At 70.8% G+C, this 23,838-nt stretch carries 20 protein-coding genes; 12 read left to right on the forward strand and 8 right to left on the reverse strand.

Annotation, left to right across the window (positions count from 1 at the left end):
* Window positions 1-12: 12 nt before the first annotated feature.
* From hrpA to QSU92_RS02315, 11 genes are all read left to right on the forward strand, one after another.
* Window positions 13-3,846, forward strand: a complete 3,834-nt coding sequence (gene hrpA / locus QSU92_RS02265; RefSeq protein ID WP_289264570.1) for an ATP-dependent RNA helicase HrpA — start codon at window positions 13-15, stop codon at window positions 3,844-3,846.
* 29 nt (window positions 3,847-3,875) lie between these two features.
* Complete coding sequence (locus QSU92_RS02270) at window positions 3,876-4,814, forward strand: quinone oxidoreductase family protein (protein ID WP_289264571.1); 939 nt, start codon at window positions 3,876-3,878, stop codon at window positions 4,812-4,814.
* Between the two features lie 31 nt (window positions 4,815-4,845).
* Window positions 4,846-5,829 (forward strand): Gfo/Idh/MocA family protein, encoded by a 984-nt coding sequence (locus QSU92_RS02275; RefSeq protein WP_289264572.1) that lies wholly within the window; start codon window positions 4,846-4,848, stop codon window positions 5,827-5,829.
* Window positions 5,829-6,686 (forward strand): NYN domain-containing protein, encoded by an 858-nt coding sequence (locus tag QSU92_RS02280; protein ID WP_289264573.1) that lies wholly within the window; start codon window positions 5,829-5,831, stop codon window positions 6,684-6,686. The genes QSU92_RS02275 and QSU92_RS02280 overlap by 1 nt, the downstream gene beginning before the upstream one ends.
* 17 nt (window positions 6,687-6,703) lie before the next feature.
* Window positions 6,704-7,906, forward strand: a complete 1,203-nt coding sequence (locus QSU92_RS02285) for an ROK family transcriptional regulator (protein WP_289264574.1) — start codon at window positions 6,704-6,706, stop codon at window positions 7,904-7,906.
* A gap of 7 nt (window positions 7,907-7,913) precedes the next feature.
* Window positions 7,914-8,987 carry a sugar ABC transporter substrate-binding protein gene (locus QSU92_RS02290; protein ID WP_289264575.1) on the forward strand — a complete coding sequence of 358 codons (1,074 nt, stop codon included), beginning with the start codon at window positions 7,914-7,916 and terminating at the stop codon, window positions 8,985-8,987.
* Window positions 8,984-9,859, forward strand: coding sequence for an ATP-binding cassette domain-containing protein (locus QSU92_RS02295; RefSeq protein WP_289264576.1), 876 nt, complete (start codon window positions 8,984-8,986; stop codon window positions 9,857-9,859). The genes QSU92_RS02290 and QSU92_RS02295 overlap by 4 nt, the downstream gene beginning before the upstream one ends.
* Window positions 9,856-11,037, forward strand: a complete 1,182-nt coding sequence (locus QSU92_RS02300) for a sugar ABC transporter permease (RefSeq protein ID WP_289264577.1) — start codon at window positions 9,856-9,858, stop codon at window positions 11,035-11,037. The genes QSU92_RS02295 and QSU92_RS02300 overlap by 4 nt, the downstream gene beginning before the upstream one ends.
* Before the next feature lie 145 nt (window positions 11,038-11,182).
* Window positions 11,183-12,271 (forward strand): sugar ABC transporter substrate-binding protein, encoded by a 1,089-nt coding sequence (locus QSU92_RS02305; protein ID WP_289264578.1) that lies wholly within the window; start codon window positions 11,183-11,185, stop codon window positions 12,269-12,271.
* Between the two features lie 96 nt (window positions 12,272-12,367).
* Entirely contained in the window at window positions 12,368-13,180 is an 813-nt protein-coding gene (locus QSU92_RS02310) for an ATP-binding cassette domain-containing protein (protein WP_289264579.1), read from the forward strand.
* Entirely contained in the window at window positions 13,177-14,448 is a 1,272-nt protein-coding gene (locus tag QSU92_RS02315; protein ID WP_289264580.1) for a sugar ABC transporter permease, read from the forward strand. Before QSU92_RS02310 ends, QSU92_RS02315 begins: the two co-directional genes overlap by 4 nt.
* 40 nt (window positions 14,449-14,488) lie before the next feature.
* Here the strand turns inward: QSU92_RS02315 and QSU92_RS02320 are convergent, their stop codons facing one another.
* The 6 genes from QSU92_RS02320 to nagA all read right to left on the reverse strand — a co-directional run bounded on the left by QSU92_RS02320 (window position 14,489) and on the right by nagA (window position 22,141).
* Complete coding sequence (locus QSU92_RS02320) at window positions 14,489-15,190, reverse strand: NAD-dependent deacylase (protein ID WP_289264581.1); 702 nt, start codon at window positions 15,188-15,190, stop codon at window positions 14,489-14,491.
* Window positions 15,183-16,703: an ATP-dependent DNA ligase gene (locus QSU92_RS02325; RefSeq protein ID WP_289264582.1), complete on the reverse strand. Its 1,521-nt coding sequence runs from the start codon at window positions 16,701-16,703 to the stop codon at window positions 15,183-15,185. Before QSU92_RS02325 ends, QSU92_RS02320 begins: the two co-directional genes overlap by 8 nt.
* Before the next feature lie 22 nt (window positions 16,704-16,725).
* The gene (locus tag QSU92_RS02330) at window positions 16,726-17,490 is read right to left on the reverse strand and encodes an LLM class flavin-dependent oxidoreductase (RefSeq protein WP_289264583.1); all 765 of its coding nucleotides are present in this window, start codon (window positions 17,488-17,490) and stop codon (window positions 16,726-16,728) included.
* A 29-nt stretch (window positions 17,491-17,519) separates the two neighbouring features.
* Window positions 17,520-20,069, reverse strand: a complete 2,550-nt coding sequence (locus QSU92_RS02335) for an ATP-dependent Clp protease ATP-binding subunit (RefSeq protein ID WP_289264584.1) — start codon at window positions 20,067-20,069, stop codon at window positions 17,520-17,522.
* A 99-nt stretch (window positions 20,070-20,168) separates the two neighbouring features.
* Window positions 20,169-20,987, reverse strand: coding sequence for a hypothetical protein (locus QSU92_RS02340; RefSeq protein WP_289264585.1), 819 nt, complete (start codon window positions 20,985-20,987; stop codon window positions 20,169-20,171).
* Window positions 20,984-22,141, reverse strand: coding sequence for an N-acetylglucosamine-6-phosphate deacetylase (gene nagA / locus QSU92_RS02345; protein ID WP_289264586.1), 1,158 nt, complete (start codon window positions 22,139-22,141; stop codon window positions 20,984-20,986). The genes QSU92_RS02340 and nagA overlap by 4 nt, the downstream gene beginning before the upstream one ends.
* 56 nt (window positions 22,142-22,197) lie before the next feature.
* On the opposite strand from nagA, the gene QSU92_RS02350 reads away from it, so the two are divergent.
* A complete protein-coding gene (locus QSU92_RS02350) occupies window positions 22,198-22,935 on the forward strand; it encodes an EI24 domain-containing protein (protein WP_289264587.1) in 738 nt (245 codons plus the stop codon).
* Here QSU92_RS02350 and QSU92_RS02355 read toward each other — a convergent pair.
* Both QSU92_RS02355 and QSU92_RS02360 read right to left on the reverse strand, forming a co-directional pair.
* Window positions 22,932-23,342, reverse strand: a complete 411-nt coding sequence (locus tag QSU92_RS02355) for a DoxX family protein (RefSeq protein ID WP_289264588.1) — start codon at window positions 23,340-23,342, stop codon at window positions 22,932-22,934. The genes QSU92_RS02350 and QSU92_RS02355 overlap by 4 nt on opposite strands.
* A 24-nt stretch (window positions 23,343-23,366) precedes the next feature.
* On the reverse strand, window positions 23,367-23,831 hold the full coding sequence (locus QSU92_RS02360) for a DUF3817 domain-containing protein (RefSeq protein ID WP_289264589.1): 465 nt from the start codon (window positions 23,829-23,831) through the stop codon (window positions 23,367-23,369).
* Window positions 23,832-23,838 lie beyond the last annotated feature (7 nt).

A 23,838-nucleotide genomic window follows, 5' to 3' on the forward strand; every position in this document is an offset into this window, starting at 1 on the left:
CGATGGAGGGCTATGCCCACGACCGTCCCGGTGATCACCTACCCCCCCGAGCTGCCCGTCAGCGCGGCCCGGGATGAGATCGCCGCCGCCATCCGCGACCACCAGGTCGTGATCGTCGCGGGGGCGACCGGGTCGGGCAAGACCACGCAGCTGCCGAAGATCTGCCTCGAGCTCGGACGGGAGCGCATCGCGCACACCCAGCCCCGCCGCATCGCGGCGCGCTCGATCGCCGAGCGCATCGCGGAAGAGCTCGAGGTGCCGCTCGGCGGCACCGTCGGGTACAAGGTCCGCTTCACCGACCAGGTCTCCGACGACACCCGCGTCGCGCTCATGACCGACGGGATCCTCCTCAACGAGATCCACCGCGACCGGCTGCTGCGCCGATACGACACGATCATCGTCGACGAGGCGCACGAGCGGTCTCTGAACGTCGACTTCCTGATCGGCTACCTCACCCGCATCCTCCCCAAGCGTCCCGACCTCAAGGTCATCATCACCTCGGCGACGATCGACCCGCAGAGCTTCGCGGCCCACTTCGCCGACCGGTCGGGCACCCCGGCGCCGATCATCGAGGTCTCGGGTCGCACCTATCCGGTCGAGATCCGCTACCACCCGCAGACCGAGGCGGCCGACGACGACATCGACGGACTGCTCGCGGCACTGCGCGAACTCGATCGCGAGCCGGCCGGCGACGTCCTCGTATTCCTGCCCGGCGAGGCAGAGATCCGCGACGCCATGGATGCCGTTCGCGGCATGTACGCCAAGGACGCCTCGCCGACCGAGGTCCTCCCCCTCTACGGCCGGCTCACCTCGGCCGAGCAGCATCGGGTGTTCGAGCGATCCACGACCCCGGGGCTCCGTCGCCGCGTCATCCTCGCCACCAACGTCGCCGAGACCAGCCTCACCGTGCCCGGCATCCGATACGTCGTCGACACCGGCACGGCCCGTATCTCGCGGTACAGCAACCGCAGCAAGATCCAGCGGCTGCCCATCGAGCCGGTGTCGCAGGCATCGGCACAGCAGCGCGCCGGCCGCGCGGGTCGCACCGCGCCGGGCATCGCGATCCGCCTCTACGGCGAAGATGATTTCACCGCGCGTCCGGAGTTCACCGAGCCCGAGATCCTCCGCACGAGCCTCGCCGCGGTGCTTCTGCAGATGCTCAGCCTCGGCTTCGGCGATGTGGCGTCCTTCCCGTTCCTGACCCGCCCCGATTCGCGCGGCGTCAAGGCCGCGCTCGACCTCCTCACCGAGCTCGGGGCGGTGCAGGCCGGCGAGCGAGGTCCGCGCCTCACCGAAATCGGACGGCGGATCGCCCGGCTCCCCATCGACCCGCGCTTCGCGCGCATGCTGATCGAGGCCGAGCGCACGAAGGCCCTGGGACCGGTGCTGGCGATCGTCGCGGGCCTGTCCATTCAGGACGTTCGCGAGCGGCCCGAGGAGCGTCGCGAGGAGGCCGACCGCCTGCATGCCCGGTTCACCGATCCGACCAGCGACTTCCTGACACTGCTGAATCTGTGGAATCACCTCCGCGAGCAGCAGTCCGAGCTCGGCTCGAGCGCGTTCCGGCGCCTGTGCCGCAGCGAGCATCTGAACTACGTCCGGGTTCGGGAATGGTTCGACGTCCACCGGCAGCTGAGTGCGCTGCTGGGCGCGAGAAGAGCGGATGCCGCAGCCACCGCCGATCCCGATGACGTCCACCGCGCGATCCTTTCGGGCCTCCTCTCGCAGATCGGCGTCCTCGACGAGCGGAACCGTGATCCCAAGCGCCCCGCGCAGGGGCGTGCGGAGTACCGCGGCGCGCGGGGCACCCGCTTCGCGATGTTCCCCGGCTCGGGGCTGCGCAAGCGGCGTCCGGCGGCGGTCATGGCCGCCGAACTCGTCGAGACCTCGCGCCTGTTCGCCCGCACCGTGGCCGAGATCGACCCGGCCTGGGCGGAGGCCCTCGCCGGCGATCTCGCCCACCGCAGCGTCAGCGAACCCCACTGGTCCAAGAGCGCCGGCGCGGCGTCGGCGTACGAGAAGATCACGCTGTTCGGAGTGGAGATCATCCCGCGGCGTCGCGTGCAGCTCGCCCGATTCGACCGCCCGCTCGCCCGCGAGCTGTTCCTCCGCCATGCGCTCGTCGAGGGCGATGTCGATCTGTCGCACCTCGACAAGAGGCTGAGCGCGTTCGAGCGGCGCAACACCGACCTTCGACGACGACTGGAGAAGCTCGAGGAACGCGAGCGCCGACGCGACATCCTCGCCGGCGACGAGGCCGTGTACGCGTTCTACGATGCGCGCCTCCCCGTCGACGTCTTCGACGTGCGCTCCTTCGAGCGCTGGTGGAAGGACACCTCGGCCCGCACACCGCGCCTTCTGGACATGACCGAGGCCGACCTCCTCGACGACGCCACGCGGGCCGACGAGCGAGACTTCCCCACGCGGTGGCGGCAGGGTGACCAGGTGCTCTCCCTCGCCTACCGGTTCGAACCCGGCGCTCCCGATGACGGCGTCACCGTCGTCATCCCCCTGCCTCTTCTGGCACAGCTGCGACCCGACGGCTTCGACTGGCAGGTCCCGGGCCTTCGCCCCGAGCTCATCGCCGCACTCATCCGCTCCCTCCCCAAGGCCATCCGCCGTCACGTGGTCCCCGCTGCCGACTGGGCGGCGCGCCTCGGCGACGAGCTCGACGGTCAGGGCCCGGAATCCACCGATGGGCTGCCGGCGGCGACCCTCACCGCCGGACTCGCCCGCCTGATCCAGCGCGCGGCGAGCCAGCCCGTCACGACGTCGGACTTCGACCTCGAGCGCATCCCCGGGCACCTCCTCATGTCGTTCCGCGCGGTCGACGAGCGCGGACGGGCACTCGGCAGCGACCGCGACCTCGCCGCCCTCCAGGACCGCCTCCGGGGGCGCGCCCGCTCGTCGGTCGCCCGGACCCTCGAGCGTCCGACCGATCGGGTGGCCGCGGCGACGGCACCGGGGGGCCCCACCCTGGCGGAACGCGCCGGCATCACCACGTGGGACCTCGGCGATCTCCCCGCCGTCGTCGACACGCGCGTCGCGGGCGGGGTCGTGCGCGGCTACCCCGCCCTGATCGACGAACGCGACAGCGTGACGCTGCGGATCGAGTCGACCCCGGATGCGGCGGCCGCGGCGCTGCGCGCGGGCGTGCGCCGTCTGCTGCTGCTCGCGGTGCCCTCGCCTGCGACGTACGTCCTGGAGCACCTCACCGCGCCGGAGAAGCTCGCGCTCGCGGCGAGCCCCTACCCCTCGGCGCGCGCACTGATCGAGGATGCGCGCTCCGCCCTGGCCGACGCGGTCCTCGATCGAGTGGCGGGCGCAGAGCCGGTGCGGACGGCCGCGGTCTTCGACCGCGCCCGCGCAGAGTTCTCCCGGGCGAACGTCGATGAGCTGTTCGCCCTCGTCTCGTTGGCGGCGAAGATCCTCACCGCGTCCCGCGACGTGGAGCGGGCGGTACGCGAGGGGACGTCGATGGCCCTCCTCGGAGCGCTCGGCGACATCAAGGCGCAGCTCGCGAGCCTCATCTTCCCGGGATTCCTCTCCCGCACGGGCACGGCGCGGCTGATCCACCTCCCCCGCTACCTCCGCGCCGCCGCCGAGCGGGCGCGGGCACTCGTCGACAACCCCGGCCGAGACCGACAGCGCATGACGGAGTTCGAACGGGCTGCCGCGGTGTTCGCCGAGGCGGGCGGGAGCACCCCGCTTCCCGCGGGAGCGCCGCCCGCCCTCGTGCGCGCACGGTGGCTGCTGGAGGAGTATCGCGTGAGCCTGTTCGCCCAGCCTCTGGGTACGGCCGAGCCGGTCTCGCTGCAGCGGATCCAGAAGGCGCTGCGGGAATAGCCTCGGCGCCGCGAGGCGTTCCCCCGGGTATGGCTCAGGCGATCGTCTACTCCTCGTTCGGTGGTCCCGAGGTCCTCACTCTCACCGATGTCCGCCACCCCGTCGCGGGGGCGGGCGAGGTCGTGGTGCGGATGGAGGCGGTGGGGGTCAATCCGATCGACCACAAACTTCGCTCGGGCCGTCGCCCCTCGCCGCCGATCGAGGAGCCCCGACGCATCGGGGCTGACGGGGCGGGAGTGATCGCTGCCGTGGGCCCCGACGTGGATGGTTTCCGCGAGGGCGACCCCGTCGTGGTGTTCGGCGCGACGGGTGCCTATGCCACCGACATCGCCGTCCCCGTCCGGTCGGTGCAGCCCCGGCCGGCATCCGTGACGGCCGCCGAGGGGGCAGCCCTCGGGATCCCGGTGGCGACGTCGTATCAGGCGCTGCGGTCGCTCGGCGTCCGCGACGGCGACACCCTCCTCGTCCACGCCGGATCCGGCGCCGTCGGCCAAGCGGCCATCCAGCTCGCGACCCTCTGGGGCGCGCGGGTCATCGCCACCTCCTCGCCGGAGCGCTTCGATCGCGTCCACGATCTCGGGGCTGAGCCCGTCGCCTACGGCGATGGCCTCGCCGACCGGGTTCGCGCGGCCGCACCCCACGGCATCTCGGTCGCCCTCGACGCGGCGGGCACCGACGAGGCGATCGAGACGTCGCTCGCCCTCGCCCCCGCTGCGCGGATCGCGACACTCGTCCGCGGTCGCGATGCGGCCGGCTACGGCATCCGGGCATTCTCCGGCGGCGCGCCCACCCCGCTCACCGCGCAGCAGCTGACATGGCGCGCCGAGGCGATACCGGTGGCGCTCTCGCTCCTGGCCGCCGGAGCCTTCTCGGTCGAACTCGGACCCTCCTTCCCGCTCGGCGACGCCGCTGCCGCCCACCGCGCCGTCGAGCAGGGCGCCGCGGGCAAAGTCATCCTGCTTCCGTGACGCCGCCGCCCACCCCGGTACGCTCGAACCCATGACTGGACTTCGCTGGGGCATCCTCGCCACGGGAGGCATCGCGCATGCCTTCGCCACCGATCTGCGCACCGCTGAGCGGGACATCGTCGCCGTCGGCTCGCGACGGGAGGAGGCCTCGCGGTCGTTCGCCGCCGAGTTCGGCATTCCTCACGCGCACGCCTCCTACGAAGCGCTCGTCGCCGACCCCGACGTCGACATCCTCTACATCGCCACCCCCCACCCCTTCCACGCCGAGAACGCGATCCTCGCGCTCGAGCACGGCAAACACGTGCTCGTCGAGAAGCCCTTCACCCTGAACGCGCCCGAGGCCGCGTCGATCCGAGACGCCGCCCGCGCGAACGGGCTCCTGGCGATGGAGGCGATGTGGACGCGGTACCTCCCCCACATGATCCGCATCCGCGAGATCCTCGCCGCCGGCACCCTGGGCGAGATCCGCGCCGTCTTCGCCGACCACACCCAGAAGATCACCGCCGATCCCTCGCACCGACTCAACGCGCTCGACCTGGGCGGCGGCGCGCTGCTTGACCTCGGGATCTATCCGATCTCGTTCTTCTGGGACATCCTCGGCGCGCCGTCGTCGGTCGCCGCACGCGCCCGGCTGGCGGCCACGGGCGCCGACGCCGACGTCGCGACGATCTTCACCCATGCGTCGGGCGCCATCTCTACGTCGATCACCTCATCGCGTTCGGCCGGACCCAACACCGCCCACATCATCGGGACCGAGGCGCGCATCGACATCGATCGCACCTGGTACGCCCCCACGAGTTTCCGTGTGATCGCACCGGACGGCACCGTGATCGAGGACTACGTCAGCGACATCGCGGGCCGCGGGATGCAGTTCCAGGCACTCGCCGCCGAGGAGATCGTCGCGCGCGGCGAGACCGACAGCCCGCTGCTCGGGATCGACGAGACCGTGGCGATCATGGCGACCCTGGACGAGATCCGCACCCAGATCGGCGTCCGCTACCCCGGGGAGAAGTGATGGCCGATCCGCACGGCCGTGTGGCCGTCTACCTCGACTTCGACAACATCGTCATGTCGTGGTACGACCGGGTGCACGGCCGCAACTCCTACGCCCGCGACCGTCCCCGCATCGTCGCCGGCGAGGGCGACACCGAGATCACCGAGCGACTGGCAGCGGCCATGATCGACGTCGGCGCGATCATCGACTACGCCGCCACCTTCGGCACTCTCGTGCTGACCCGCGCGTACGCCGACTGGTCGTCGCCGGTCAACGCGGTGTACCGATCCCAGCTCGTGGCCCGCGCGGTCGACCTCGTGCAGCTCTTCCCGGCCGCGGCGTACGCGAAGAACGGCGCCGACATCCGGCTGGCCGTCGACGCGGTGGAGGACATGTTCCGCCTCGACGACCTCACCCACGTCGTGATCGTGGCCGGCGACTCCGACTACGTCCCGTTGGCTCAGCGCTGCAAACGACTCGGCCGTTTCGTCGTCGGCATCGGGGTGGCGGGGTCCACCGCGAAGTCCCTCGCCGCCGCGTGCGACCAGTTCCATGCGTACGACGCCCTTCCCGGCATCCCCGCTCCGGCGGTGACCGAGAAGCCGGAGACCGCACGCAGCCGGTCGCGGAAGAAGACCGTCGACCCCGGAGCCGAGCTCCTTCAGCGGGCGCTGCGGCTGGAGAGCGACCGCGCGGGCGAGGACTGGCAGCATGCATCGGCGGTGAAGAGCCTCATCAAGCGCCTGGATCCGTCCTTCAGCGAGAAGGCCTACGGCTTCCGCAGCTTCTCGGAGTTCGTCAAAGCCCACGCCGACGTCGCCGAGGTCGACGAGTCGGGCCACATCGTGCTCGTCCGCCTCGCGGGCGAGAAGACCTGACCCGCTACAGTGTGCATGTGATCCGCCGAGAGACGCCGCCGGGCTCGCAGTCGTCACTGCGTGAAGCCAACCGTGCGCGCCTGCTCGAGACGCTGAAGCGTCATGGACGGATGACACAGGTCGAGCTCGCCGGCATCACCGGCCTGTCACCGGCGACCGTCTCGAACATCGTCAAGGAGCTCGTCGCCTCCGGGGTGCTGCACACCTCCATCACCTCGCGGAGCGGTCGCCGGGCCACGCTGGTCTCGCTCGCCCGGCAACTGGGCCTCGTCGCCGGAGCGCACTTCAGCTCGCGACAGCTGCACATCGCCATCTCGGATGTCACGCGCACCGTCGTCAGCCAGAGCTCGCTCCCCCTCCCCCTCGACCACCGGCACGATGCCGAGCTCGACCGTCTCGCGCTGCTCCTCGGCGACATGATGGACTCCCTCGGCGGCGCGGTCGACGATCTCCTCGCCGTCGGGCTCGCCCTTCCCGCCCCGATCGACCCGCGAACCGGTATAGTCAGCGCCGCCGGGATCCTCCGCGGCTGGGAGAACGTCGACATCGCGACATCGCTCGCCGCCCGCATCCAGCGTCCGGTCCTCGTGGACAGCGAAGCCAATCTCGGAGCACTCGCCGAGGCCCGCGAGGGGGTGTCGAGAGACGTCCCGTCGTCGGTGTACCTCCGTGTCGGACACACGATCAGCGCGGGGATGGTCGTCGCCGGCGAGCTGTTCCGGGGTGTCAACGGCAAGGCCGGTCAGATCGGCCACGTCACGATCGACGAGAACGGGCCCATCTGCCGCTGCAGCAACCGTGGATGCCTCGAGACCTACGCAGGCGGTCCGGCGCTTCTGTCCCTCTTCCCGCCCGGGGAGGGCATGCGACGTCTCAGCGACCTCATCCAGGCCGCCGAGTCCGGCGACGGCAGCGCACGGCGGGTCATTGCCGATGCCGGTCGGCACATCGGCATCGCTGCGGCGAGCCTGTGCAACCTCCTCGATCCCGGGCTGATCGTGGTGGGCGGCGAACTCGCCGAGGCGGGCGAGACTCTGATGGCACCGATGCGGCACTCGCTGGAGCGCACCGCGCTGGCCGCGGGCAACGGCCTGCCCGAGATCGTCGCGAGCTCGTTCGGGGAGTGGACCGAGACGCGGGGAGCCATCGCCGCCGCGCTCGACGCCGTCGCCTTCGATCATGTCGCGGTCGACAGCGGAGTCGATCGCGCCACCGCGTGAGCGGCCGATGACCTCCGCTCTCCGCCGCGCCGGCGCGGCCCTCCTCGCGGCGGTGATCGCGCTGGGAGCGGCAGGCTGCGCTTCGCCGACGGGTGGCGAGGAGGGAACGATTGCGCTTCTCCTCCCCGATGCCAAGACCGCGCGGTACGAGACCTTCGACCGCCCGTACTTCGAAGAGCGCGTGGCGGAGCTCGGCGACTTCCGTGTGCTGTACTCCAATGCCGATCAGGATGCCGCCAAGCAGCAGCAGCAGGCGGAGGCCGCACTCACCGGGGGCGCGGGGGTTCTCGTGCTCGACCCGGTCGACGCCAACGCCGCCGTCACGATCGTCCGGGAGGCGAACGCGCAGGGTGTTCCGGTGATCTCGTACGACCGTCTCGTCGCCGGGGGCGATCTGGCTTACTATGTCTCGTTCGACAACGAGAAGGTGGGTCAGCTGCAGGCGGCCGCGCTCACCGAGGCCGTGGCCGCGGACATCGCCGCGGTCGAACCCGAGACGGAGCAGAGAGGCATCCTGATGGTGAACGGCTCGCCGACCGACAGCAATGCCGCGCTGTTCAAATCAGGCGCCCAGAGGGTCATCGACGAGGCGGGACTGACCGTCCTGTCGTCCTTCGACACACCCGAGTGGAGCCCCGACCTCGCCCAGGAGTGGGTCGCCGGTCAGATCGCCCAGTTCGGCGATCGCATCGCAGCGGTCTACGCCGCGAACGATGCCACGGCGGGGGGTGCGGTAGCGGCGCTGCGCGCAGGAAGCGTCACGCCATTCCCCATCGTGACCGGCCAGGATGCCGAGCTGACCGCCATCCAGCGGATCCTCACCGGCGACCAGTACATGACGGTGTACAAGGCGATCCGGCCCCAGGCCGAGCGTGCCGCCGAGGTGGCGGTCGCGCTGCTGCGGGGCGAAGAGGTGAACGCGCCGCTTGAGATCGAGGGCACGCCGACGACCCTCCTCGACCCGGTCGCCGTGACCGTGGACGACATCGCCGACACCGTCGTCGCCGACGGATTCTGGACGATCGACGACATCTGCACCGCCGAGTACGCCGCAGCCTGCGAGCAGGCGGGCCTGCGATGACCGGCGGGATGACGGCGCCCAAGCCCCGCCCCCGGGAGCGTGTGCTGACCATGGAGGGCATCGGCAAGCGGTTCGGCGCCGTGCGCGCCCTCAGCGATGTGGACTTCTGGGTCGACGAGGGCGAAGTCGTCGCCCTCGTCGGTGACAACGGCGCCGGCAAGTCGACGCTGGTGAAGATCCTCGCGGGTGTGTACACCGCCGATGCCGGCGTGATCGAGTTCGACGGCGCACCGGTGCGGCTCACCAGCCCCGCAGACGCGCAGGAGCTCGGCATCGCCACGGTCTTCCAGGACCTCGCCCTGTGCGACAACCTCGACGTCGTGGCGAACCTGTGGCTCGGGCGCGAACTGGTCTCGGGACGCCGCCTGAACGAGGTGGAGATGGAGCAGCGGACCTGGACGCTGCTGCGCGAGCTCGCCGCCAAGCTCCCTTCGGTGCGGGTGCCGGTGGCCTCGCTCTCGGGCGGTCAGCGCCAGACCGTCGCGATCGCCCGTTCGCTGATCGGCGACCCGCGGGTGGTGATCCTCGACGAGCCGACGGCAGCGCTCGGCGTGGCGCAGACGGCCGAGGTGCTGAACCTCATCGAGCGGCTGCGTGAACGCGGGCACGGCGTCATCCTGATCAGTCACAACATGGCCGACGTCATGGCCGTCGCCGACCGCGCGGTCGTCCTGCGACTGGGGCGCAACAACGGCGAGTACGACGTCGCCGACATCACCACCGAGACGCTCATCTCCGCGATCACCGGGGCCACCGCCGACGCGCCGGTGCGCCCCGCGCCGGCGCCCGAGCAGGCGACTCCCGGTCGCATCATCCCCCTCCCCACCGATCGCCCCCGCCGACGTCCGCGCGCGCAGGACATCGACGGATGACCGCCGCCGACACATTCTCGCGCGTCGCCGCTCGCGTCCGGGAGGGCGACCTCGGTGCCCTTCCCGTGATCGTCGGGGTGGTCGTGATCTGGTCGGTGTTCCAGTCGCTCAATCCCTCCTTCCTCTCGAGCCAGAACCTGGTCAATCTCACGATGCAGTGCGCCGCCATCGGCACCATCGCGCTGGGAGTGGTGCTGGTGCTGCTCGTCGGTGAGATCGATCTCTCCGTGGGGTCGGTCTCGGGACTGGCCGCCGCGATCCTCGCCGTGACCTTCGTGCAGCTGCAGTGGGATCTGATCCTCGCGATCGCGGTCGCGGTCGGGGCCGGAGCGGCGATCGGCGCCGGATACGGGCTGCTGCTGACCCGGTTCGCCCTGCCGAGCTTCGTCATCACTCTGGCGGGCCTGTTGGGCTTCCTCGGCCTGCAGCTGTGGGTGCTCGGCGAGACCGGCTCGATCAACCTCCCCTTCGACTCCTGGCTGGTGGTGTTCGCGCAGCAGCTGTTCCTGCCCGACTGGCTGTCGTATCTGCTCGTCGCCCTCGCGGTCGTCGGGTTCGCTCTCTCGCGTGTGCGCCGCGCGCAGCGACGCGTGCTGGCCAACCTCGACAGCCAGAGCTATCGCGAGATCGCCGTGCGGACGATCATCCTCGGCGTCTTCCTCGCCGGTGCCACCTGGTATTTGAATCTCTCGCGCGGCGTCGGGGTGATGTTCCTGTTCTTCCTCGCCCTGGTCGTCGTCATCGACATCGTGCTGCAGCAGACGCGGTGGGGCCGCGCGGTGTACGCCGTCGGCGGGTCGAAGGAGGCCGCACGGCGCGCGGGGATCCGCGTCGGACGCATCTACGTCACGGTCTTCGCCCTATGCTCCAGTCTCGCCGCCCTCGGCGGCATCCTCGCCGCTGCGCGGCTCGCCGCGGTGAGCCAGAGTTCCGGCGGCGGGGACACGAATCTGAATGCGATCGCCGCGGCGGTCATCGGCGGGGCCAGCCTCTTCGGCGGGCGTGGTACGGCCTACTCCGCGCTCCTCGGCATCATCGTCATCCAGTCGATCTCCTCGGGTTTGACGCTGCTGACCCTGGACTCGTCGGTGCGCTACATGATCACCGGCCTCGTCCTGGTCATCGCCGTGATCATCGACTCGCTGTCTCGCCGCACCCGGGAGGCGACCGGCCGATAGCTGCCTTCATGGACCGAACGCATAAGCGCCGTTGCTAAAGCGTTACGTTCACTACTTGACGCCAAGCCCTGCTACTCGGGATGATCGGTCTCGTGAGCGGCCCAACGGGGCGTCGCGCTCACCGTTCGACGATGAAAGGTGAACAATGAAGAAATCCTTCCTCTCGGCCGCGGCGGTCGCCGGCGCAGCCGTGGTGCTGCTGGCGGGCTGTTCCAGCTCGACCGGTGGCGACACCGGCGGTGGCGATGGCGGTGGCGAGTCCGGCGGCGGTGACGCCGCGGGCCGGGCCTGCGTCATCCTCCCCGACGCGGCGTCCTCGCCCCGCTGGGAGAACTTCGACCGCAAGTACCTGCAGGAGGGCCTGGAGGCCGCCGGCTTCGAGGTCGACATCCAGAACGCCCAGGGCAACACCAACACCTACTCGACGATCGCCGATCAGCAGCTCACTCAGGGCTGCGGCGTCATGCTGCTGGTGGACTACCAGGGTGCGGCAGAGGCCGTCGCGGCGAACGCCACCGCCGAAGGCATCCCGGTGATCGCGTACGACCGTCCCTTCGAGGGCGCCGACTACTACGTCTCCTTCGACAACATGGAGGTCGGACGCCTGCAGGGTCAGACGGTGCTCGACGGCCTCGAGGCCGCCGGCAAGGACCCCGCCACCGCGACCGTCGTCTACATGGGCGGCGACCCCACCGACGGCAATGCCGCGATGTTCAAGTCCGGCGCCGTGGAGGTCATGGAGGGCGCCGGCATCACCCCGGCCGCCGAGCCCCCGGGGGTCTGGGACCAGGCTGAGTCGCAGACCAACTTCGAGCAGGCTCTCACCTCGCTCGGCGGTCAGGTCGACGGCGTCTGGGCAGCGAACGACACCAACGCCGCCGGCGTCATCAAGGTGCTGCAGGACAACAACCTCGAAGGCGTGGCCGTTTCCGGTCAGGACGCCAACGTCGCGGGCCTGCAGAACATCCTCCTCGGCTGGCAGACCGCCACGGTCTACAAGCCGGTGAAGGACGAGGCCGACGCGGCCGTCGAGCTCGCCGTGGCGCTGCTCAACGGCGAAGAGGTCACCGCCGATGCCGAGCTCGAAGACGGCACGCCCTACATCCAGGTCACGCCGGTCCTCGTCGGTCCGAACGAAGTCAAAGACGTCATCGCCGCCGGCGACGCCGCCTACGACGACGTCTGCACCCCCGACGTGATGGCTGCGTGCGAGGAGTTCGGCGTCACCGAGTGATGCCCCGCGCGTGACAACGCGCCGAACCGGGGGCGCCACGGCACCGCGCCGTGGCGCCCCCGCCGCGCCCCTCCACCCGGTCGCAAGGAAGCGAGCATGACAGACACCATCCACACCTCCACCGCCCTGGAACCCATCATCGAACTCGTCGGGGTCAAGAAGTCCTTCGGTCCCGTCAGCGTCCTCAAGGGCGTCAATCTCAAGGTCCACCCCGGCAAGGTGACCGCGCTGGTCGGCGACAATGGCGCCGGCAAGTCCACGCTGATCAAGGGTCTCGCCGGCGTGCAGCCCTACGACGAGGGCGAGGTCCTCATCGACGGACAGCACCGCGACCTCATCGCACCGCGCGACGCCTCCGGCCTCGGCATCGAGGTCGTCTATCAGGACCTCGCTCTCTGCGACAACCTCGACATCGTCCAGAACATGTTCCTCGGACGCGAGGAGCTGACCTTCGGGATGTTCGACGAGGGACGGATGGAGAAGGAGGCGTCCGACACCCTGCGCTCCCTCTCCGTGCGGACCGTCAAGTCGGTGCGCCAGAAGGTCTCCTCGCTCTCCGGCGGGCAGCGGCAGACGGTCGCCATCGCGCGCGCGGTGCTGAAGAAGGCCCGCGTGGTCATCCTCGACGAGCCGACCGCCGCGCTCGGTGTCGCCCAGACCGAGCAGGTCCTGAACCTCGTTCAGCGCCTGGCTCAGCAGGGCGTCGCCGTCATCCTCATCAGCCACAACCTGGCGGATGTGTTCGCGGTGGCCGACGACATCGCCGTGCTCTACCTCGGTCAGATGGTGGCGCAGATCCCCACCGGCGAGACGACCCGCGACGACGTGGTCGGCTACATCACCGGTACCAAGACCAACGGCGTCGACATCATCGACACCACCACCCTCAGCACGGGAGGAGCCGAATGAGCAGCAACGCGACACGAACCGAAGCGGCACCCGATCCGGTGACCAGCGACCTCATCGGCAGCGGCGTCGAGGGCGGGCTGATGGACCAGGTCCGCGCCTGGGTCCAGCGCGTCCGCGGTGGCGACATGGGCGCCCTCCCCGCCATCGGCGGGCTGCTGGTCCTCGCCGTGCTGTTCTCCACCCTGAGCCCGTTCTTCCTCACCGAGCGCAACTTCGCCAACCTGCTGAACCAGGCGGCGACCCTCGTCGTCCTCGGCATGGCGCTCGTCTTCGTCCTGCTCCTCGGCGAGATCGACCTGTCGGCCGGCGTCACCGGCGGCGTCGGGATGGCTCTCTTCGTCGTGCTCACCGCGCAGTTCGGCCTGCCCTGGCCGCTGGCGCTCCTCATCGGATTCGGATTCGGTTTCCTCACCGGGGCGTTCATCGGGTTCTTCGTCGCGAGGGTGGGGATACCCTCCTTCGTCGTCACCCTGGGGCTGTTCCTCGGCTTCCAGGGTCTCGCCCTCACCGTCATCGGACCCGGCGGACTGTACCGCGTCGAGGTGCCCGAGCTCCTGGCGCTGCAGAACGGCAATCTGCCGGTCTGGGGCGGCTGGGCGATGCTGGTGGTGATGCTGCTCATCTCCGCGGCGACGAGCTTCTGGGATCGCAACCGCCGCGCTCGCGCCGGGGTGCCCAACCGAGCTCTGTCGCTGGTGTGGATCAAGCTCGCCGCGATCGCCGTCATCGGCGGAGTGGTGGTGTACGTCCTCAACCAGAACCGCGGCCAGTCGGTCGTGGCGGTGGAGGGCGTCCCGATCATCGTGCCCGTCGTGCTGACGATCCTGTGGATCGGAACGCTGGTGCTCGACCGCACGAAGTTCGGCCGCTACATCTACGCCATCGGCGGCAACGCCGAGGCCGCACGTCGCTCGGGCGTGAAGGTGCGCTGGGTCAAGTGGTGGGCCTTCGTGATCTGCTCGAGTCTCGCCGTGGCCTCCGCCCTCCTCGCGGTGACCCGTGTCGGCTCGGTGGACGCCACGGTCGGTCGAGACATCGTGCTCAGCGGCGTCGCTGCGGCGGTCGTGGGTGGTGTCAGCCTCTTCGGCGGACGCGGGCGCCTGGTCCACGCGGCCATCGGTGCGCTCGTCATCGCCGTCATCACGAACGGCCTGGGGCTGCTGAACCTGCCCGCGGGCGTGAACCTGCTCGTCACCGGCGGCGTGCTGATCCTCGCCGCGACGGTCGACGCGCTCTCGCGGCTGAGGTCGGGCGGCATACGGATCTGACTCCGGGGTGGGTGCGCCCCGGCACGAGACCGCGGCGCACTCACCCCTTCGTCAGCACCTCCGACACCCACGCGGGCACCACCTGCGACGCGGGCCCCGCGCGCACCTCGTCGAACGGGACGGCGGCATCGCTCGGCACGAGGTTGAGCTCGACGGTGCGGGCCCCCAGCGCCGAGGCGAAGGCGACGTATCCCGCGGCCGGATACACACTCCCCGAGGTCCCGATGGAGACGAACACGTCCGCGGTGACGAGCGCCCGCTCGATCCGGTCGAGCTCGTAGGGCATCTCGCCGAACCACACCACGTCGGGGCGGAGCGCCCGCGCCCCGCAGAGCGGACACGCCGGTCGACCTTCGAGTTCGTCGACGATGACCGACACCCCGCCGCACGCGGTGCACAGCGCGTTCGTGAGCGTGCCGTGCATGTGCACGAGCCGCGTCGTGCCGGCGCGCTCGTGCAGGTCGTCGACGTTCTGCGTGACGACGAGCAGGTCATCGCCGATCGCCGCTTCCAGCTCGGTCAGGGCGCGATGACCCGCATGGGGCAGAGCGGATGCCACGGCGCGGCGACGCGCGTCGTAGAAGCGCAGCACCGTGTCGGGATCACGGTCGAACGCCTCCGGCGTCGCGACATCCTCCACCCGATGCCCCTCCCACAGCCCGTCGGCGTCGCGGAACGTCGGCACGCCGCTTTCGGCGGAGATCCCCGCACCGGTGAGGACGACGACGCGCACGTCAGCCACGCAGCAGCGCGCGCAGCACGTCGATGGTGTCAGCCTCGGCCGCCGTCTTGTCGGGGCGATAGCCCTTCACCCGCGCGAAGCGGAGGGCGACGCCGCCGGGGTATCGGGCCGAGCGCTGCACACCGTCGATGGCGATCTCGACGACGGTCTCGGGTCGCACGTGCACCGTGTTCGACGACTGCGCGGTCGCGATAGTCGGGAAGTGGGCGGTCTGCCAGGCGAGAAGCTGATCGGTCAGCCCCTTGAAGGTCTTGCCGACCATGACGAACCCGCCGACCGGTCCGAAGGCGCCTTCGGGGTCGCGGGCGCCGAGGTGCAGGTTCGACAGCTGACCGCTGCGGCGCCCCGATCCCTCTTCGACGGCGAGCACCACGAGGTCGAAGGTGAGCACCGGCTTGACCTTCAGCCAGCTCTTCCCGCGCCGTCCCGCCTGATAGGGCGCATCGACGCCCTTGACCATCACGCCCTCGTGGCCGGCGGCGAGGGCTGCGCGGGCCGTCTGCTCGGCGACATCCGGATCAGCGGTGCGCACCGCAGGCACCCGCCACTCCCCCGCCACGCGATCCAGTTCCGCCTGCCGGACGTGCAGCGGTTCGTCCAGCAGGTCACGGCCGTCGAGGTGCAGCAGGTCGAAGAACCAGGGACGCAGCGCCACGGCCGTCGCGGCCTCGGAACCGAACCGCGACATCGTCTCCTGGAAAGCGCGCGGAGCGCCGTCCTCATCGAGTGCGAGCGTCTCTCCGTCGAAGATCGCCGTCTCCACCGGCAGGGCGCGCACCGTCTCGACGATCTCGGGGAGGCGGTGGGTCACGTCTGCCAGAGTGCGGGTGAAGACGCGCACCTCGTCGCCGGTGCGGTGCACCTGGATGCGGGCACCGTCCAGCTTGTACTCCACCGACGAGTCCCCGGTCGCCGCCACCGCCTCGCCCGCGGACGACGCGGTCGCTGCGAGCATGGGGAGCACGGCGCGACCGACGACGAGTCCGACCTCGTCCAGCGCGGCGGAGCTGTCGAACAGCGCCACCGACGCCGCTGCACCGACGTCACCCGACAGCATCGCGGCGCGCCGCACCGATGGGGTCGGGCGGTCGGCGGCCACCGCGATCGCGTCGAGGAGCACCCCCTCCAGCGCGCCGGTGCGCAGCTCGCCGAGGATCACACGGGTGAGGAAGTCCCATTCTGTGGCCGTCGCCGCGTGGGCCAGAGCGTCGAGCTCGGCCTGTCGGCGCGCGGTCGAGCCGGTTCCGACGGCGACGGCGAGTCGCTCGAACGCCGCGTCGACGTCGAGGACGCCGAGGGTGGCCACCTCGGCGTGGTCGCGCTCGGCGGCGAGGGTGCGCCATCCCACTCCCAGCCGGCCCTGCCGGGGCTTGGCCAACAGGAATCCCACGGTGATCGGGACTTCCTGCCGGGCGAGAGAGCTCAGCACCTGAGCGAGAGCGGCGATCTTCGCCTTCCGCGACGACGTCCGAGAGACGCCGTCCGTGGCATCGACGACTTCTCGAAGGAGCATGAGCGCGATTCTGCCACGCGCGTCAGACAGCGGCGGCCGCGCGGTCGATGAACCCCCGCGCCGCCACGACGTCGCCGGGCTCGGCGAGCATCATCCGCAGCACCAGCTCGTCAGCCGCGCGGAGGTAGGCCGGCACGCGGTCCGCGGCGGTGTCGGGGGTGATCACCGTGTCGGCGGGAGCGAGGTCCAGCCGCGCGAAGTTGGCCGCGTACGCGGGGTAGCCGGCGTAGGCATCGCGCTCGGCCTCGAGACGCGGCACGGCGTCGGCGTCGAGGGCGGCACGGACGTACAGCGCCACATGGGCGCGATCCTCGGCGCGGTGCGCGTCGCCGGCCTGCACGGCCGCGATCTCGGGACTGAGCCAGCTGAGCAGCACGCCGTCGCCCGTGGTGGCGCCGAGGCGACGCATCCGCGGTCCCAGCGCGCCGACGACGACGCGGGCGTCCGTTCCCTCCCGCAGCCGGGTGATCGCGGCGGCCACAGCCGCCAGCGCACCGCGGCGCAGGCTCCCGGAGCCGATACCCAGCGTCACCCGGTCCGCCGGCAGACCGAGCGTCCTCACCCGTTCGACGATCTCCTCACCCGGGCGACGGTCCACCGGGATGACGCCGGTCGCGAGCCCCAGCGTGTCGGTGACGTCCGCGGCAGCGGCGAGCACCTCGAGCGCATCGTGCCCCGGGGTGTCATTCACCCACAGCGCGGCGAATCCGGCCCGTTCGAGGGCCGGGGCGATCTCGCGGGCGAATGCGGGGCCGACAGCAGCGGCGATTCCGATGGAGCATGCCATGTCCTCAGCATGCCCCATCGGAACCAGCGTCAGGCGGCAGCGGCGACCGTCGCTCCGGCGGCGACCCGCAGCATCCCATCGAGGGCATCGAGCCGTACCGCACCGCCGTCGCTCAGCTCACCGGAGACGAACAGGTCGGCGATCCGGTCGTCGACCTCTCGCTGGATGAGGCGGCGAAGCGGCCGCGCCCCGTACTCGGGCTCGTAGCCGTTCTCGGCGAGCCAGGCGATCGCGGAGTCGTCGATCTCGAGCGTCACCTCGCGGGCTACCAGCCGGTCGCGGGTCGCGCCGAGCATCAGTCCGACGATCTGCTCCAGCTGCTCCTTCTCGAGCTTGCGGAACAGCACGATCTCGTCGATGCGGTTGAGGAACTCCGGCCGCATGGCGTCGCGGAGACGCCCCATCACACGGTCGCGGAGATCCTTGTCCGAGCCGAAGCCGGTGGCTCCGCCGCCGTCGGCGATGAAGCCGATGGCACCTGAGCGCGAGGCGAGGAATTCGCTGCCGATGTTCGAGGTCATGACGACCACCGTGTTGCGGAAGTCGACCGTCCTCCCCTGACCGTCGGTGAGACGGCCGTCATCGAGCACCTGCAGCAGCAGGTTGAACACGTCGGGGTGGGCCTTCTCGATCTCGTCGAACAGCACGATCGAGTACGGGTTGCGCCGCACGCGCTCGGTGAGCTGTCCCGCCTCATCGTAGCCGACGTACCCCGGAGGGGCACCGACCAGACGCGATACGGTGTGACGCTCGCCGAACTCGCTCATGTCGAACCGGATCACCGCGCCGTCGTCGTCGAAGAGGGAGTGCGCCAGTGCCTTCGCCAGCTCCGTCTTGCCCACCCCTGTCGGGCCGAGGAAGAGGAACGATCCGACCGGGCGACGGCTGTCTCCCATGCCGGTGCGGTTGCGACGCACCGCCTTCGCGACCGCGGTCACCGCGTCATCCTGTCCGATGACCCGCGCGTGCAGCTCGGTCTCCAGCTGCGCCAGGCGCTCGCGCTCGGTCTCGGTCAGGCGCTGGGCGGGGATGCCGGTGGCACGGCTGATGACCGCGGCGATCTCGGGCTCGTCCACCACCGCCGCACCCGCTGCGGAACCGGCGGCGGTCGCCTCGCGCAGACGGTCCTGCACCGCGGTGATCTCGTCGCGGATCTGCGACGCCTCCTCGTAGCGCTCGGCGGAGACCGCGGCGTTCTTGTCGGCCTCGAGGGTGGCGAGACGCTCCATGAGCTCACGGGTGTCGACCTTCGCGCCCAGGCGCAACCGCAGCCGTGCGCCGGCCTGGTCGATGAGGTCGATCGCCTTGTCGGGAAGCACCCGGTCGGTGAGGTAGCGGTCGCTGAGCTCCACGGCCGCGCGCAGCGCGTCGTCGGTGTACGAAACGCCGTGGTGCTCCTCGTAGGCGCCGCGGAGGCCGCGCAGGATCTCGACGGTGTCGATGAGCGACGGCTCGCCCACCCTCACCGGCTGGAACCGGCGCTCCAGGGCCGGGTCCTTCTCGATCGTGCGGTACTCCTTCAGCGTCGTCGCGCCCACAAGGTGGAGCTCGCCGCGGGCGAGCCGGGGCTTGAGGATGTTGCCGGCGTCCATCGCTCCCTCGCCGCCGCCTCCCGCGCCGACGACGGTGTGCACCTCGTCGATGAAGACGATCAGCTCGCGGGAGCGCGCGGCGATCTCGTCCATCGTGCTCGTCAGACGCTCCTCGAAATCGCCCCGGTACCGGGTGCCGGCGAGCATCGCGGGCAGATCCAGGGCGATCACGCGCTTGTCGCGCAGCTGCTCGGGTACCGAGCCCGACACGATCGCCTGGGCCAGGCCCTCGACGATCGCGGTCTTGCCGACGCCCGCCTCGCCGACGAGCACGGGATTGTTCTTCGTGCGGCGGCTGAGGATCTCGATGGTCTGCTCGATCTCGTCCTCGCGCCCGATGACCGGGTCGAGCAGTCCGTCGCGCGCCCGGGCGGTGAGGTCGGTGCCGAAGCGGTCGAGCATGGGAGACCCGGATGCCGCGGCATCCGCACCCTCGTCGGTGCTCGCTCCGGCGGGAGTGACCGTCTCGCGGACCCCCTGGGTGAGGGCCTCGGCGGTGACGCCCGCCTGAGCGAGGATCTGCCCTGCCGGAGTGTCCTGAGCGAGGACGAGGGCGAAGAAGAGGTGCTCGGGGTCGACGTAGGTCGAGCCCGAGGAGCGCGCCACCTGGAAGGCGTGGAAGAGGGCTCGCTGAACCGACGGGGTGATCACGGCGCCGTCGACGTCGGCGGCCGACGACGCGGCCGGGAGCCGCTCCTCGGCGGCGCGGGCGATCACGTCCGGGTCGGAGCCGACCCGCGCCACCGCATCGCGGGCGGGGGCGTGCTGGACCAGCACGCGCAGCACGTGCAGGGCGTCGAGCTCGCGCTGCCCGCGCTCGAGCGCGTAGCGGCCCGAACGCTGCAGCATCTCCTGGGTTCGGGCGCTCAGGAAGCGGCTGAGGTCGATGGAACGCTCGGCCCGCGCCCGCTCGCCCGCGAGGTAGCGAGCGAGGAACTCGTCGAACGCACTCTGACCGTCTCCGGTCGGGGGGAAGTCTTCGGGCATGTCACTCTCCGTGAATGGTGATGCGAAGCCTGCTCTTCAAACTTGAGCAGACGCGTATCAACTTAAACGCGAGGGCTCATCGCCTATTCCCGGCGTCCGTCACCGGATTCTCGGATCGGGATCGCTCCAGGTGCGGACCGTCTCGACGACCCAGAACGCCGCGAACAGCATCAGAAGGACCACCTCCCCGATGAGGACGAGCGGGATGTCGCGGGGTGGAGCGCCCGGGTCGGCGAGCTGCAGAAGGAAGACGGCGAGAAGGAACACGATCGCGAGGATGATCCCGATCGCGATGACCCCGTACACCCCGCGAACCGAGGGGCGGGACGACGACGGAGCCCAGGCGGTCCACCCGGCGACGGCCGCGATCACGGCGAAGAACGCCAGTGTCGCCGTGAGATGCCCGAAGCGCAGGAGACTTCCCTCGTCGAGGACGGCCCACAGCGGGAAACCGACGACGAGCACGGCCACCACCGCCAGAGTGGTCACGACGCCGCGGGTGAGCGTCCCCTGGGCACGGGCGACGACGACCGCGGCGACGAGCCCGGCGACTCCGACGAGGAGGAAAGTGACAAGCCCGTTGACGACGTCGGCGTGCACGGCGGCGGGGACGACGCCCTCCACCGGCGTCGGGATGATCGCGACGAGCGGCGCGAGGACCGCGGCGACGTCGAGCAGAGCCTGCGGGACGCTCCGCCCCGACAGGGCGAGGAGGGCGAGCGACACGGCGAAGAGCGACCCGGTGAAGACCGTCCGGGCTGGAGTGTAGAAGCCGGCGCTCAACGACTCCGGCGCGGTGCCGGCGCCGATCGCGACGGCTGCGACGGAGACGAGGATGGCGAGCACCGCCCCGAGGATCGCGAGCCGGACATATCGATAGGTGCGGGCGAGGGATGTCGCCGAGGCGACCTCTGTCACCGGTACCGCCGTCCCGCCGACCACACGGCCTCGACCTCGAGGGTGGGGCCGAGCAGCACGACGTCGGCGGCGTATCCCGGGTCCAGGCGCCCCAGCCGGTCCTGCCGGCCGAGGACGGCCGCGGGGGTTTCCGTCAGCGCGGCGACGGCGGTGGGAAGTTCCAGTCCCACCTGTCCCACAGCCCGGCGTAGAGCGACGTCCTGGGTGAGGGTGGATCCGGCGATCGTCTCCGTGCCCGTCAGCCGCGCGACACCCTCCGACACGGTGACATCCAGGTCACCGAGGACGTAGTCGCCGTCCGCCGCACCCGCGGCGGCCATGGCGTCGGTCACGAGGGCGATCCGCCCCGGGGCCAGATCGAACAGCATCCGGGCGACGCGAGGGTCGAGGTGGCTGCCGTCGAGGATCACCTCGAGGATGACTCCGGGCGCGCCCACCGCGGCGAGGACGGGGCCCGGGGCGCGGTGATGGATGCCGCGCATCGCGTTGAACGCATGGGTCAGAAGGCTCGCACCGCGCTCGAACGCCGCGTCGGCGAGAGCGTGATCGGCACCCGTGTGTCCCACCGCCACGACGACGCCGTCGGCGACGAACGCCTCGATCGCCTCGAGCGCGTGAGGTCGGTCGGGGGCGATGGTGATCTGGACGAGCGCATCCCCCGCGGCATCCCGCAGACGACGCACCGTCTCGGGATCGGGGTCGCGCAGGACGCGCAGATCGTGTGCCCCTCGGAAGTCGGGGTGGAGGAACGGTCCCTCCAGGTGCGCACCCAGCACGCGCGGATCGCGGGCCTTCGCCTCCGCGATCGCGGCGAGGCGCCGAGCGAGCACGTCGATGCGGGCGCTGACGAGTGAGAGCACGGAGCGCGTCGTCCCGTGGGCGGTGTGGGTGTCCACCACCCGCGCGATCGAGGCGGCGCCGTCATCGTCGACGGATGCTCCCCCGCCCCCGTGACAGTGCAGGTCGATGAACCCAGGCGTGAGGACGCGCCCCGCGACATCCACGACCTCCCCCGGGGCGTGGCGCTGCCAGTCGTCGCCGTTGCCTCGCGCGGCGACGACGTCGCCGTCGAGCACGAGCCAGGCGTCATCGTGGATCTCACCGCCCGACACCAGTCGCGCCGAATGCAGGACTGTCGTGCCGGTCGCGCTCACTCCGCCACGATATCCGTCTGCGCCTCGCTATCCTTCACAGGGCCGGAAGGAGCGGGATGTCGGAACTGTGGCGCGGGGCGGGTCTCCTCCTCCGCGGGTTCGGGTGGTGGGCTCGTCGGCCCGCGGCGATGGCGCTCGGCCTCATCCCCGCGGTCGTCGTCGCAGTGGTCTTCCTCACGGCCCTGATCGTCCTGGGAGCGTGGGTGCCCGGGGTCGCCGAGTGGCTGACGCCCTTCGCCGCCGGGTGGCCGGAATTCTGGACCGGCGTGCTGCGCATCGCCGTGAGTGCGGCGCTGCTCGGCGGTGCCGGCATCAGCGCGATCGTGTCCTTCACCGCGGTCACCCTCATCGTCGGCGAACCCTTCTACGATCGCATCTGGCGCTCGGTGGAGAAGAGCGCGGGCGGCGAGGTCCCGGGCGCGGACTACGGTTTCTGGCGATCCGCCGGAGACGCGCTCTCACTCCTCGGCCGCGGCATCCTGATCGCGATCTGCGCGGCCCTGTTGGGGTTCATCCCCGTCGTCGGCACGGTTCTCGGCGCGGTCGTCGGAACGACGCTCACCGGTTGGGTCCTCGCCGACGAACTCACCTCTCGCGCCCTGACGGCGCGGGGCATCTCGCGCAGGGAACGGCGCGCACTGCTCCGTCGCGCCCGGCCCCGGGTGTGGGGTTTCGGGATCGCGACCCAGCTGTGCTTCCTCGTGCCGCTGGGCGCGGTGGCGGTCATGCCGGCTGCGACAGCGGGCGCGACGATGCTCGCGCGGACGCTCGTCGGGGAAGAGGCGAGCGGTTAGCGCCGACCATCCCGCGTAGACCACAGCGCCGCGGCGACGAGGACAGGCTGGAAGAAGAGCCGCAGGAATCGCTTGCGGTCGGTGTCGAGGCCGAAGCCGTCGCGCTTCTTCAGATACTGCTCGACGTTGCCGGGGAAGATCGCCACGAAGAACGCCGCCAGGTAGTTCCCGAGCGTTCGGCGTGAACCAGGAAGAACCACCAGCGACGCGCCGAGCATGACCTCGAGCACGCCCGAGACGATGACGACGTCATCCTTGTCGAAGCCGGTGCCCCGGGTGGTCCAGTCGGGAACCTGCGCCTGGAACTCCTTGCGGCCCCAGAACAGGTGGGTGAGGCCGGCGAACACCATCGCGCCGGCCAGCGACCAGCGGGCGAGGGTGCGGAGGGGGCTCGAGCTGTCCGACATCCCGTCAGCCTAACGGCGCGTGGATCAGTCCCGGCCGCCGGGCGGACCGACGATGAGAAGCACGACGAACAGCAGCACCACAGCGGCCGCGATGAGCAGCGCGAGCACCCACGGGCGTCGCAGGAAGAAGCGCAGCATCCGGTCGAGGATCCGGCGGTCGCGGGGGTCGGCTGACTCCTCGGTGCGCCAGGCGCCGCGCAGGCGGCCGGAGCGCTGCAGCCAGATCTCGGTCGGGATGGTGGCGTACGGGATCACCGCGCTGCCGATGGCCACGATCGCAGGCCCCGGCGACCAGCGCTGATTGAGCGCGACGAGGACCGCGGTCGCGCCGTACGTGAGGAACATGAACCCGTGGATGCCACCGCCGATCGTCACCGCGATGTCGAGACCCGCGGTGGCCCGAAGGATCAGTCCCGTGATCAGCAGGGTCCACGACACAGCCTCGGCGATGGCGAGGGTGCGGAAGAGGGTCAGGGGCGTGCGGAACACGGGTTCT

Source organism: Microbacterium sp. ET2 (assembly GCF_030347395.1).
GTDB lineage: Bacteria > Actinomycetota > Actinomycetes > Actinomycetales > Microbacteriaceae > Microbacterium > Microbacterium albipurpureum.